General features: G+C 75.1%; 8 protein-coding genes. 4 read left to right on the forward strand and 4 right to left on the reverse strand.

The window, feature by feature from the left end; all coding sequences use genetic code 11:
• Both C8E97_RS06905 and C8E97_RS06910 read right to left on the reverse strand, forming a co-directional pair.
• Nucleotides 1–1,440, reverse strand: a complete 1,440-nt coding sequence (locus C8E97_RS06905) for a serine hydrolase domain-containing protein (protein WP_121002711.1) — start codon at nt 1,438–1,440, stop codon at nt 1–3.
• A gap of 188 nt (nt 1,441–1,628) precedes the next feature.
• The gene (locus C8E97_RS06910) at nt 1,629–4,253 is read right to left on the reverse strand and encodes a M4 family metallopeptidase (RefSeq protein WP_121002713.1); all 2,625 of its coding nucleotides are present in this window, start codon (nt 4,251–4,253) and stop codon (nt 1,629–1,631) included.
• 444 nt (nt 4,254–4,697) lie between these two features.
• Between C8E97_RS06910 and C8E97_RS06915 the strand changes: the two genes are divergently transcribed.
• From C8E97_RS06915 to C8E97_RS06925, 3 genes are all read left to right on the forward strand, one after another.
• Nucleotides 4,698–5,441: a hypothetical protein gene (locus C8E97_RS06915; RefSeq protein WP_147455016.1), complete on the forward strand. Its 744-nt coding sequence runs from the start codon at nt 4,698–4,700 to the stop codon at nt 5,439–5,441.
• 180 nt (nt 5,442–5,621) lie between these two features.
• Nucleotides 5,622–7,037: a serine hydrolase gene (locus C8E97_RS06920; protein WP_121002718.1), complete on the forward strand. Its 1,416-nt coding sequence runs from the start codon at nt 5,622–5,624 to the stop codon at nt 7,035–7,037.
• A 172-nt stretch (nt 7,038–7,209) separates the two neighbouring features.
• A complete protein-coding gene (locus C8E97_RS06925; RefSeq protein ID WP_121002720.1) occupies nt 7,210–8,196 on the forward strand; it encodes a GNAT family N-acetyltransferase in 987 nt (328 codons plus the stop codon).
• Nucleotides 8,197–8,331: 135 nt separating this feature from the next.
• Here the strand turns inward: C8E97_RS06925 and C8E97_RS06930 are convergent, their stop codons facing one another.
• On the reverse strand, nt 8,332–9,201 hold the full coding sequence (locus C8E97_RS06930; protein WP_121002722.1) for an oxidoreductase: 870 nt from the start codon (nt 9,199–9,201) through the stop codon (nt 8,332–8,334).
• A gap of 177 nt (nt 9,202–9,378) precedes the next feature.
• Between C8E97_RS06930 and C8E97_RS06935 the strand changes: the two genes are divergently transcribed.
• Nucleotides 9,379–10,719: an RICIN domain-containing protein gene (locus C8E97_RS06935; RefSeq protein WP_121002724.1), complete on the forward strand. Its 1,341-nt coding sequence runs from the start codon at nt 9,379–9,381 to the stop codon at nt 10,717–10,719.
• A gap of 1 nt (nt 10,720) precedes the next feature.
• Here the strand turns inward: C8E97_RS06935 and C8E97_RS06940 are convergent, their stop codons facing one another.
• Complete coding sequence (locus C8E97_RS06940; RefSeq protein ID WP_121002726.1) at nt 10,721–12,757, reverse strand: iron ABC transporter permease; 2,037 nt, start codon at nt 12,755–12,757, stop codon at nt 10,721–10,723.

Raw genomic sequence — 12,757 nt, forward strand, 5'->3', positions numbered from 1 at the left:
TTACCCCCGCGCCGGGTTCGCCCCGTGCAGCCGGACCAGCGCGAGGGCGCGGACGGCCAGCACGACCAGGTTCACGACGCTCGCCACGGCCAGCCAGACCACCAGCGCGGGCGAGAAGTAGGCCAACTGGTGGCCCGCGATGTCCCGGCCGCCGAACACCGCGGCGGTCAGCTCGGGCAGCGTGAGCAGCACCACCGCCGGGACGAGCCGGCGGACCAGGGACAGCGCCTGCCACCGCCACGGCCGGCGCGGCGCCCACCGCGCGGTGCGCCGCACGGCGCGGATGCCCAGCGCGATGCTCAGCAGCGTCAGCGCGGCGAGGACCGGGTCGACGGGCAGGCGCGAGTGGGTGGTCGGCGTGCCGCCCTCCAGCAGGGTGGCCAGCCCGTCCTCCAGGTTCCCGGTGCCCTCGTTGTCCAGGGCGAACCCGCTGTTGGTCAGGACCGCGACGCCGTAGCCGGACGGCAGCAGCGCCTGGCCCGCCGCGTGGGTGAACCAGATGCCGTTGTGCCGCACCCGCCCGCCGTAGGTGTCCCAACCCATCCCGTACGTCCACCGCGGGTCGGACGAGGTGTGCATGGCCTCGACGCCCTCGGCCGAGACCAGTCGCGTGCCGTCGGCGGTCCGGCCGCCGTTGGCCTGCACGACCAGCCACCGCGCCATGTCCTCGGCCGTGGTGACCACGTCGTCGGACCCGGCCACGAACCGCTCGGGCTCGGCCACCGCGATCGACGCGCCGTAGGCGTGGACGTGGCCCTCGGCCACCTCGCGGGGCAGGTCGCGCGGCGTGAGCGTGATGGCGGTGGTCGACGTCATGCCGGCCGGCTCGAACACGTGCCGCCGCAGGTAGTCGGCGTAGGGCTCGCCGCTGACCACCTCCACCACGCGGGCCGCGAGGTGGAAGTTGGTGTTCGAGTAGCGGTGCCGGGTCCCGGGGTCCGTGGCGAGCGTCGCCCGGTTGGCGCGGGTGACGGCGTCCGCGAGGGAGCGCGGCTGCGGCAGGCTCTTCTCCGGCAGCGTGCCGTCGGTGATGCCGGAGGTCTGGCCGAGCAGGTGGCGGACCGTGATGGCCGCGCCGCGCGGGTCCTCCAGGCGGAAGTCGGGCACGTACCGGTGCACCGGCTCGTCCAGCGCGACCTTGCCCGCCTCCACGAGCTGCATCACGGCCAGCGCGGTGAACGACTTGCTCACCGACGCCACCGGCATCGGCGTCCGCGCCGTCATCTCCGCGCCGGACGAGGTGCGGCCGTAGCCGGCGACGTGCACCACCCGGTCGCCCTTGGTGATCGCGACCGTGACACCGGGGTAGTCGGCGTCCTCGGCGTACTCGGTGACGTACCGGTCGATCGCGGCGCGGTCCGGCTCGTCCGCGCTCGCCGTGCCCGGTGTCGTGACGGCCGCCACCGCCACCGCAGCCGCCACCAACAGCCCCTTGCCCATCCTCACAACGCACTCCCCGGTCGTCTTGGTCCGACGCCGGTGAACGCTAGGAATCCCGCCGGCGCGGCACACGACCCGAAGGGCAGGGCGCCGCCCTGACTTTCGTCAGGGCACGCGGTAGGCGACCGGGCGGTCGCCGGCTCGGTGAGCCGACGACCGCCCGGTCGGTGTCGCGGTGGGTCAGGCGATCAACAGGCGCCCAGGTCCTCCCACACCGCCCAGGAGTTCGGGTGGCCCGGCTCCGCGCCCGTGGAGTACCACTTGGACCGCCACTTGTGGTCGGCGTGCGAGACCTCGTCGTTCGGCACGTAGGCCGTGGACGCGTCCCAGGCGGGCACGCCGCCGCAGCCGCCACCGCCGTCACCGGTCACCGTCAGGGTGTAGGTGGCGGTGTGGTTGGTGTCCGTGCCGGTGCCCGTCACCGTGATGGTGTAGGTGCCCTCGGGCGTGGTGGCCGAGGTGGCGATGGTCAGCGCCGACGACTCGCCGGACTCCACCGACAGCGGGGTGAAGGTGGCCGTCGCGCCCTCCGGCAGACCGGACGCCGCGAAGTGCACCTTGTGCGGCGAACCCGCGGTGGTCCGGGTGTTCACCGTGGTCTTCGCCTCGCTGCCGGCCGTGACGCTGCCGCTCTCCGGGCTCAGCGTGAGCGCGAAGTCGTTCGCCGGCGGCTCGCCGCCGACCCGCAGCGTGTAGGTCGCCGAGCGCGCCACGTCGCCGCCGGTGCCCGTGACGGACACCGAGTAGGTGCCGGCGGGCGTCGTCGCGGACGTGGCGAGGCTCAGCTTGGCCGACTCGCCCGCCGCGATGGTGGCCGGCGTGAACGTGGCCGTCGTGCCCGCGGGCAGGCCCGACGCGCTGAGCACGACCTTCTGCGACTCGCCCGCGGTGACCTTGGTGCCGACGGTCGTGCTGACCGCGCCGCCCGCGTTCGTGTCGCCGTTGTTCGGGTCGAGGGCGATGGCGAAGTCGTTCTGGCCCGCGCCGCTCACCGTGAGGTTGTAGGTCACGGTGTGCGTGGCGGAGCCGACGCCCTGGATGGTGATCGGGTAGGAGCCCGACGCGACGCCGGCGCCGACCGACAGGGTCAGCGTGGCCGACTGGCCCGAGGTCACCGAGGCCGGTGCGAACTGCGCGGTCACCCCGGTCGGCAGGCTGGGCGCGGAGAGCGCCACCGCGTGCGCGTTGCCCGACACCGTGGTGGTGGCGACCGTCGTGGTGACCGTGCTGCCCGGCCGGGCGACGCCCGACGTGGGCCGCAGCTCCAGGCTGAAGTCGTTGGCCGGGGTCGGGGTGCAGGTCGGCTCGGCCGACTGCGCCGGCACGCTGATCGCCTGCCACGCCGCCTTCACCGCGTTGTACTGCGCGCAGGTCGGGTCGAGGTTCTTGGCCGCCGTCAGGGTCGCGACGCGGTACTTGAAGTGCGTCATGCCCGACGTCTTGAGCAGCATCGCGTTGTAGAACACGCGGCCCGCGGCCTGGATGCCGATGCCGCGCACGGTGGAGCCGTCACAGGTCGGGCTGTTCGCCGAGCCCTCCGCGAGCAGGTAGAACCAGTGGTTCAGCGGACCGGCCGCGGCGTGCACCTCGGTGCCGGGGATGGCGCTGGACCAGCAGTTCGGGTGCCCGCCGACCGCCTGCGGGTTGGCCATGTTGCGGATCGGGCCCTGCCCGACCAGGTTGACCTCCTCGCCGACCGTGTAGTCCGGCGTGTCGTGCGGCGCGGGCTCGTTGGCGTACGCCTCGGTCAGCGCGCCCATGATGTCGCCGGTGGCCTCGCCGAGACCGGCTTCGCGGCCCGCGCCACCCGGGGTGTACTGGTCGATGGCGTGGCCGTGCTCGTGGCCGACGACGTCCATCGACGCGATCCACTGGCGTGCGTTGTTGCGGCCGATCTCGATGTGCTGGCCGGTCCAGTAGGCGTTGACCTTGTCCAGGCCGACCTTGACCGTGACGCCGCGGCCGTTGCCGTCGATGCCGTTGCGGCCCAGCCAGTTCTTCAGCATGTCCCACTGCTTCTGGGTCGACCACAGGACGTCGGCGCAGCCGGTCTCCTTGCTGGTGGCCTGACCGTTGCCGAAGGAGTTGGACGGCTTGCTGAACGGCTGGTTGGTCGCGTAGTCGACGCAGCGCAGGCCGGGCCTGGTGTCGTCGACCGTGCTGTTGTTGCTGGTGTCGATCTTGAGCGGGTTCGGGCCGTTCCACTCGCTGGTGCCGGAGCCCGCGCGCACGTCGTCGACGGTGTCCTCGACCGTGCCGTTCTGCGCGTTCACGTAGACGTGCAGGCGGCTGGGCGCGTCGTCGCGCTGCCCGGTGACGACGACCTCGTACACGAGCTTGCCGTGGCCGTCGGCGAGCACGGACAGGGTGCCGCCCTCGACCGCGTCCACCTTGGACAGCTGCGCGCGGGCGATGGACTTCGCCCGGTCCACGCTGATCCGGGCCCTGGTGTCGACCGCGAGGCCGCCCTCGTTGGCCGCGACGGTCTCCAGGACCTTGCCCGCCGCGTCGGTGGCGACGACCGCGTCGCCGCCGATGACCGGCAGGCCCTTGTAGGTTCTGTCGTAGGACACGTAGAACAGGTCCTTGCGACCGGGCACGCCGCCGGTGTAGACGGCCTTGCGCTGGAACTGTTCGTCCGGGCCCTTGGCCAGGGCGTCCAGGCCGGACGCCGCGGCGCGGTCGGCCGCTTCCGCGGCCAGGGTGGCCGGACCGGCCGGCGCGGCCGGTGCCGCTTGCGCGACGCTCGCCGCGGCCTGGACCGACAACGCGGCCAGGCACGCGGCCAGGTAGACGCCGATACTGCGTTTCATGCCAGCTCCTCAGGCACGCAGGGAATACCGAGGACAAGGACTGCAAATGTCCTGGTCACGAAGTGACGACCTCGTTGGAACAGTCCCTGTGTAACGCGCATGGCGTAACCCATCGAGGATTAACCGTTGCCAGAACGGGTATGTTGATCTGATTGGGCCAACGTCATATGACCAGGTGGCGGCCTGGTCATATCATCGGGCCGATGGCCTTGCCCTATGCCCCCGAATGGTCCCACGAGGGATTTTCGGTTCGATTCGTCATGGCCGGCGGTGACCGTTTCCGGTAATTGTCCGGATCGAGTCGTGAGGATAGGCGGAATGTGCCGCCGCGTCGTCGGCCGACCGGTGGCCCGCTGGGGGGCTGTGGTCGCGCGGTCCGGCGCGCGCCGCTCGTTCGGCCGGTGGTCCCAGCGGCGGTCGGGACGTCCGGGAGGTGCGGGGACCGTGAGCGTGGCGGTGATCGGCGATGGTGGCACGCTGGCCGGGTCGGAGGTCGAGCCCGCGCTGCGGCGGCTGGCGGACGCCCTCGCCCGGTCGATCGGGGCGCCGGTGCGCGCCCTGCGGCTCGGACCGGGGTTCGACCTGCCGGACGCGGTGGACGCGGTGGTGCTCGCCCACACCCGGCCGGGGCACGCGTGGCGGTCTCCGGTGGGCGTGCCGGTCGTCGCCGACCGCGACGCCACGGCGGTGGTGCTGGTCGCGAGGCTGCTGGCGACGCTGGCCGCCGAGGGCCGGACGCCCCGGTGCGGCGTGGTCGTGATCGCGGGCGCGTCCGCGTGCCCGGAGCTGGGCCCGCTGCTGCTGGCGGCGGGCGTCCGCGACATCACCCTGTGGAACGAGGCCGACGGGCGCGCGTTCCCGTTGCGCCGCATAGCTTCCCGTGCGCACGCGGTGCTGGACCTGACCGGTGCCGCCGGTGCGCCCGTGCCGCCCCGCGAGGCGGCTCCCGGCGGGTTGTCGGTGATCGGCGCGGGCGGTGAGGCCGACCTGCTGCTCGTCCTGCCCGGCCTGCTGGACGCGCTGCGGCGCGTGCCCGGCGCGGCCGTCGACGCCGACGTGCTGCTGGCGGCGGTGCTCGCCCTGGTGATGGCCACGCCACCGGACCGCAGGCTGCCCGTCGGCCCGTCGCCGGAGCTGTCCGCGCGGGTGGCCGACGCCGTGATCCGGAGCCTCCTGCCGACCGACTGACCCGGCTCGCCCGGCACGGGTCGCGGGTCGGGTGGTCGCCGGTGGGGTGGTCGCCGGTGGGGTGGTCGCGGTCGGCGCGGTGCCCTCCGGTGGGGTGGTCGGCCGCGGACCACCGTCACGCGGAGGTCACGGGTGTAATACGGTCCCGGCAGCGGTGTTGATCAACCCGAGGGGGACCGCATGGGACCGCGCGTTCGCAGGACTTCCATCTTCACGGCGGTGGCGGCCGTGACCGGCGCGCTGGTGCTCGCGCCCGGCACCGCCGCCGCCACCACCGGTGTGTCCGCGCGCCTCGCCGAGCAGGTGCGGCAGGCGGTCGTGGCGCAGGACTTCAAGGACGTGATCGACCTGACGCCGCCGGGCGGCGCGACGGCGGCCAGGTCCGGCGCGCCGGAGAAGTACGACTCGACGCCCGCCGAGCCGGCGGCCAGGGTGGCGCCCGCCGCCGGGAAGCCGCTGCACCAGACGCCGAACCTGGACGTCGCGGTGATCGAGCTGGACGGCGCGGGCCGGCCGACCGCGATGGCGGACGTGCTGCTCAGCCCGCAGCACCCGAAGGGCGTCGTGGTGCCGGTGGACCGGCGGACGCTGTCCACCGACCAGGTCCGCTACCGGTGGTGGGACGACACCGAGTGGGACGTCAACGGCGGCCGGGGCACCCGGGACGTGCTGGCCGGCCGGGAGGGCGCGCCGATCGACTTCTCCTCGCCCTACCCGGCGTCGGTGCTCAAGCTCATGGTCGGGTTCGGCGTGCTGCGCCTGGTCGACCAGGGCCGCGTCGCGCTGGACGGCGAGTACGCCTACGCGCCGGTCACGCAGAACCCGGCCTGCGGCGGCCCGGCCACCAAGACCGTGCGGCGGTACTTCGACGAGATGATCACCAAGTCGCAGAACGAGTCCACCTGCGCGCTGATCAAGATGCTGCACGACCTGTCGGCGATCGACGAGCTGAACCGGTCGTTCGCCGACCTGGGCATGCCGACGCTGATGATCACCGGCACCAATCCGGGCAACGGCGGCCGGTGGATCGGCTCGAACATGAGCGGCATCGACACCGCCAAGCTGCTGCTGCTGGTCAACGGCGGCCCCGGCACGCTGTGGACCACCGACAGCGGCGCGCGCGTCACCCGTGACGCGCTCAGCCAGGCGTCCCGCCGGTTCTTCGCGAAGACGCTGGGCGAGCAGGGGCACAACGAGATGCTGTCCACCACCAACTGGTGCGGGCGGGCCTACCCCGCGCCGGGCATCCCGCAGCTCACGCCCCGGCGCTGGGTGAACCCCGCGGACGGCACCGTCACCGTGGGCGGCGCGGTGTACGGGCAGGACGTGCGGCCGTGCGACGCGGCGGCGGAGGTCACCTACGCGCACAAGAACGGCTGGGTGGACACCACCGGCAGCGACGCGGGCATCGTGCACTCCTTGCGCGGCAAGGCGAAGCGGAACTACATCGTCGTCGTCTTCGGCAACCTGGGCACGGACTACGTCGACGTGCACCGGCCGGCCGACCCGCCCGGCGTGTACCCCGTGCCCTACACCGAGAAGTACGGCAAGCTCGGGCTCGCCATCGACCGGATCGTGACCGGTCTGCGCCGCTGAACCGCGATCGACGCCGATCGAGAGGGCCGTCCACCGCCGGTGGGCGGCCCTTCGCGCGTGCGGCCCCGGTGGCGCGGCGTTCGGGTGGGAGGCCGTGCGCCGGGCGCGCCCCGTAGGGCACGGTGTCGGGAGCCGGTGAACGCACTCAGGGGGAACGCACCCGGGGGGACCGATGACCGTCGAAGTGGTGGCGCTCGACCCGCACCGCGCGGGGCCCGCCGACCTGGCCGAGTACGTCCGGATCCGGCGGACCAGCGCCGATCCCGCGGACGGCGCGCTGGACCACGACAGCGTGGTGACGCGGATGCGCAACCCGTTCCCCGGCCTGGGCGACGCCGGCTACCGGCTGGTGCGCGTCGGCGGCGAGGCCGTCGGCCTGGTCTACCTCCGGTACCCGGAGGACGAGAACCGCCACCTGGTGCTCGCCGAGGTGGTGGTCCAGCCGGACCGGAGGCGGCGGGGCATCGGTACGGCCGCGTTGCGCGCGCTGCTGCCCGAGCTGCGGGCGTGCGGCAGGCGGGTGATCGAGGGCTGGCTCGTGGTCGAGGACAGCGCGGGCGACCGGTGGGCGAAGTCCCTCGGGTTCCGCACGGTGCGGTCGGTGACGCGGATGGGCCTGGACTTCGCGTGCGCCGACCGGTCGCGCTGGGACGTCGCGCCGCCGGCCGGGTACCGGCTGGAGCGCTGGGTCGGCGCGGCGCCGGAGCGGCTGCTGGCCTCGTACGCCGAGGCGCGCAGCGCGATCCACGACGCGCCGACCGGGCAGACGGAGTTCCGGCAGCCGGACTGGACGCCGGAACGGGTCCGGGCGGCAGAGGAGGAGGACCGGGCGAAGGGCGTCGAGCAGCGGGTCGTGGTGGCGCTGCGCGGCGACACCGTGGTCGGGCTGACCGAGGTGGTGCGGGTGCCGCACCGCCGGGACGAGTACTACCAGGGCGACACGGCCGTCCTCGCCGCGCACCGGGGACGGCGGATCGGGTTGTGGCTCAAGGGGGCGATGGCGCGGTGGCTGGTCGCGGAACGGCCCGAGCCGACCCGCGTCACGACCGCGACCGGCAGCGACAACGAGCACATGATCCGCGTGAACCGCGAGCTGGGCTTCCACGTCGTGAACACCCAGCTCGTGATCGCGCACGACGTCGAGGCGCTGTCCCGCTAGCGCGACCGGTCCGGCGGGTGCCGCCCACCCGGGGCTGTGGCCGGTCGCGGGTCCGGTCCGGCGGGTGTCGCCGATGCGGTGTCGCGGGCGGTCCCCGGTCCGGCGGGTGTCGCCCACCCGGCGTCGCGGGAACCCTCACGGGCCGAAGTCCGTGGCCGTCGACGTGGCCCGCCACGCCGCCAGCTCGGCCCGGCGTTCGGCCAGGCGGCCGGTGATCGCGTCGTGCGCGTCGACGCCCAGCGGCAGGCGCAGCGGCGTGTGGTCCGAGTCCAGCGCGGCGGCGATCGCGGCGGCGGCCTTGGCCGGGTCGCCGGGCTGCGCGCCGTGCAGGTCGCGGGCCGTCCGCCGCACCGGGTCCAGCACGCGGCGGTAGTCGGGGATGGGCGTGCCGAACCGCAGCGGCGGTCCGGCGAAACCGGTGCGGAACGCGCCGGGCTCCACGATGAGCACCTTGATCCCGAACGGCGCGACCTCGGCCGCCAGTCCCTCGGAGAAGCCCTCCAGCGCGAACTTGGCCGTGCAGTACGCGGAGAAGCCGGGCCACGAGACCTGCCCGCCCATGCTGGACATCTGCACGATCGCGCCGGCGCGGCGGGCCCGCATGTGCGGCAGCACGGCACGCGTCAGCGCGACCGGGCCGTGCAGGTGCACCTCCACCATCTCGCGCAGCTCGGCGTCGGGCGTCTCCTCGGCCGCGCCGACGAAGCCGTGGCCGGCGTTGTTCACCAGCACGTCGATCCGGCCGTGCCGGGCGAGCGCGTCGCGCACGGCGCGCGTGACCTCGCCGCCGTCGGTGACGTCCAGCCTCAGCGGCGTCACGCGATCGGGCGCGGCGGTGGCGAGGTCGCGGAGGGCTTCCACCGTGCGCGCGGTGGCCACGACCGCGTCGCCGACGGCCAGTGCCCGTTCCGCGATGGCCCGGCCGAACCCGGACGAGCTGCCGGTGATGAACCAGACGCGGGAGGGCGCGGCGCGGTTCGGGGCGGGCGGCCGGTGGGCGTTCATGGCGGACCTCCTGGTGGTGGGCCGGTGCGCGGGGTGCCGGGCGGGTTCGGCGGAACTCGGACCTCGTACCAATACGCCCGGTGCGCCGGCCGCGTGCCGAGGGGTCGGTCGAGGCGGGGGACGGCCCGGTCGCGCTCTGTGCGATGCTCGTCACCGCGTTCCCGGGGGAGGAGCCACGTGGAGGAGAACCACTTGCGGCCGCCGGATGCGGCGGGTGCGGCGGAGTTCGTCGCGGCGATGCGCGAGCTGCGCGCGCGGTCGAACTTCAGCTTCCGGCAGTTGGAGCGGCGCGCGGCGGCGGTCGGCGAGAACCTGCCGTCGTCGACGCTCAGCTCGGCGCTGTCGCGGTCGACCCTGCCGCGGGAGCAGATCGTCACGGCGCTGGTCCGGGCCTGCGGCGGTGACGCGGAGACGGCCGCCGCCTGGGCACGGGTCCGCGCCGACCTCGCCGCCGCGGCGGTGCCGCCGGCCGACCCGCGGCCCTCGCGGCCCGAGCCCGCCGAACCCGAACCCGCGCGCACCGCCTCACCGGGAACAGCGCCCACCGAACCCGAGCCCGCCGAACCCGAGCCCGCTGAACGCGAGGCTGCTGAACGCGAGGCTGCCGAACCCGCGCTCACCGAACACGCGCCCACCGAGCCTGAACCGGAGGCTGCCGCACCCGAGGCCGCCGGACCCGAGCCCGCCGGACCCGAGCCCGCCGGACCCGAGCCCGCCGGACCCGAGGCTGCCGAGCGTGAGCCCGCCGGGCACGAGGTCGCGGCACCCGGTCCCGAGGCCGGCGCACCGCGCGCCACGCGACCCGACCCCACCGGAGGCGGTTCCGCCCGCCCGCACCGGCTCGTCCGCCGCCGGCGCGGGTTGGTGGCGGTGGCGATCGCCGCGGCGGTGGTCGCGGTGGCCGCCGTGGTCGTCGTCGACCGGACCGGCACCGCACCCGGCACCGGCGCGGCGGCCCCCTCGACCGCCACGCCGGCTCGGGTCGTCCGGAGCACGGCGGACGCGGCGACCGCACCGCCCGCGACCACCACCACGTCGACCCCCGCGGCACCCGCGTCGACCCCCGTGGCGCCCCAGCCGCCCGCCGAGGGCGTCCAGCGCATCCGCCTCGCCCACACCGGCCTCTGCGTGGGCGAGGGCCCGGAGCGGTTCTCCGCCGGCCGGCGGGTCGTCCTGGGCCAGCAGGACTGCGCGACCGCCGCACCGCCGACCGCGCTCGAACGCCTGCCCGACGGCACGTACCGGCTCCTGCTGCACCACCCGGTCCACGGCGTGGGCTGCGCGACCGTCGACCACGGCGGCACCGACCCCGGCACGCTGCTCGCGGGCAGCGCCTGCGACGAGCGGCCCGAGCAGCGGTTCACGCTCGAACCCGTCGACGCCGGCTACCGGCTGCGGTCGGTGCCCGGCGCGGCGCACTGCGTCGGCGTCCTCGGCGGCGGCCGCGAGGTGGGCGTCCAACTGGTCCAGGACCCGTGCGACGGCGGCCCGCACCAGCTGTTCACCCTGGAGCGGTAGCTCAGCGCGCTTCCCTGGTGCGCCACAGCACCAGCACGAAGTACGGCGTGCCGACCAGCGCGATCACCAGCCCGGCGGGCACCTGCGCGGGCGCGATCACCGTGCGCCCCACCGTGTCCGCCGCGCTCACCAGGATCGCGCCGATCGCCGCCGCCACCGGGATGACGCGCGAGTGCCGCCCGCCGACCAGCGACCGCGCGAGGTGCGGTGCGACGAGCCCGACGAACGCCACCACGCCGATCGCCGATACCGCCGTGGCCGCGAGAACGCCCGCCGCGGCGAGGATGACCAGCCGGGACCGCTCGACGCGCACGCCCAGCACGCGCGGGGTGTCCTCGTCCAGCCCGTGCAGGTCCAGCTCGCGGTGCCGCGCCCACAGCAGCGGCGTCAGCACGGCGAGCGCCAGCGCGACCGGCAGCACCTGCTCCAGGGTCCGGCCGTAGGTCGAGCCGGACAGCCAGGTGAGCGCCTTCGCGGTGTTCCACGGGTCCGAGGTGACGATCAGCAGCGTGATCAGCGCCATGCCGCCCGACCACATCGCGATGCCGATGACGACCAGCCGGTCCGGCGCGAGGCCCGACCGCCACGCCAGGCCGTAGACGAGCCCGAACGCCGCCATCGCGCCCAGCCCGGCCGCGCCCGCGACCTGCCACGCGCCGGCCAACGGCACGAAGGTGATCAGCGTGATCGCGCCGACGCCCGCGCCGGCGGTGATGCCGAGCAGGCCGGGTTCGGCCAGGGGGTTGCGGCTCACCGACTGGATGCCGCAGCCGGACACGGCCAGCGCCGCGCCCGCCGCCGTCGCGGCCAGCACGCGCGGCAGCCGCTGGTCCAGCACGAAGGTCAGCGCGGTGCCGGTGCGCCCGGCGAACCAGTTCACGAGGTCGCCCAGCAGCACCAGGCGGTCGCCGAGCAGCAGGCCGACGACGGGCGCGGCGACCAGCAGCGCGGACAGCGCCACGCCGACGGCGACGAGCCTGCGCCGCGAGCCGGCCACGCCGACCCGCCCGGCGGGCGCCTGCCGACCGGTGCCGCCGCGCGTGGGCCGGCCGCGCCGCGCCAGCCAGATCAGCACGGCCGCGCCGACGATCGTGGTGGTGACGCCGGTGGGCACGCGCAGCGCCTCCGCCGAGCCGAGCGCCGCGCGCAGCAGCACGTCCGCCCCGAGCACCAGCAGCACGCCGACCAGCCCGGACACCGGCAGCAGCACGCGGTGGCGGCCCAGTCCCGGCGCGAGCGGGACCAGCAGCCGCGTGATCACCGGCGCGCACAGCCCGACGAACCCGACCGGTCCGGCGACGGTCACCGCGGCGCCGGTCAGCGCCACGGTCAGCAGCACCGCGCCGACGCGGGTGCGCCGCACCTTCAGCCCGAGCACGGTCGCGTTGTCGTCGCCCAGGGCGAGGATGTCCAGGGAGCGGCCCATCGCGACCAGCGCCACGACGGCGGCGACCACGACGGGCGTCATCCGCGCGGTGGCGTCCAGGTCGCTGACGGTCAGCGAGCCGCTGCCCCAGGCGAACAGCCCGGTGGTCTCCTGCTCGAACAGCAGCAGCAGGAGGATGGCCAGCGACTGGAGCGCCAGGGCGACCGCCGAGCCGACCAGCACCAGCCGCGGGCTTGCGGAACCACCGCCGGACAGCCCCAGCACCGCCGCCGCCGCGCCCAGCCCGCCGACGAACGCGACACCGCCCGCGGGCAGCGTCGGCAGGCCGACCCCGAACGCCGCGACGGCGACCACGGCGAGGTGCGCGCCCGCGTTGACGGCCAGCGTGTCCGGCGACGCCAGCGGGTTGCGCGCCACGGACTGCATGCCCGCGCCCGCCACGCCCAGCGCGACGCCGAGCAGCAGCGCCGTGAGCAGGCGGGGCACGCGGGAACCGGCCAGCACGGCCAGCGTCCCGTCATCGCCTTGGCCGAGCACGGCGCGCAGCACGTCGAGCACGCCGGTCGCCGAGGTGCCCTGGGTGAGGTGGACGGCGGAGAGCGCGGCGACGAGCACCGCGATCCCCGCCGTCACGGCGGCGGTCCGGAGCAC

The organism is Saccharothrix australiensis (assembly GCF_003634935.1).
GTDB lineage: Bacteria > Actinomycetota > Actinomycetes > Mycobacteriales > Pseudonocardiaceae > Actinosynnema > Actinosynnema australiense.

Coding starts and splice junctions, on each gene's coding strand:
- C8E97_RS06905 (WP_121002711.1), bottom strand. CDS start 1,440: ATGGGCAAGGGGCTGTTGGTGGCGGCTGCGGTGGCGGTGGCGGCCGTC.
- C8E97_RS06910 (WP_121002713.1), bottom strand. CDS start 4,253: ATGAAACGCAGTATCGGCGTCTACCTGGCCGCGTGCCTGGCCGCGTTG.
- C8E97_RS06920 (WP_121002718.1), top strand. CDS start 5,622: ATGGGACCGCGCGTTCGCAGGACTTCCATCTTCACGGCGGTGGCGGCC.
- C8E97_RS06925 (WP_121002720.1), top strand. CDS start 7,210: ATGACCGTCGAAGTGGTGGCGCTCGACCCGCACCGCGCGGGGCCCGCC.
- C8E97_RS06930 (WP_121002722.1), bottom strand. CDS start 9,201: ATGAACGCCCACCGGCCGCCCGCCCCGAACCGCGCCGCGCCCTCCCGC.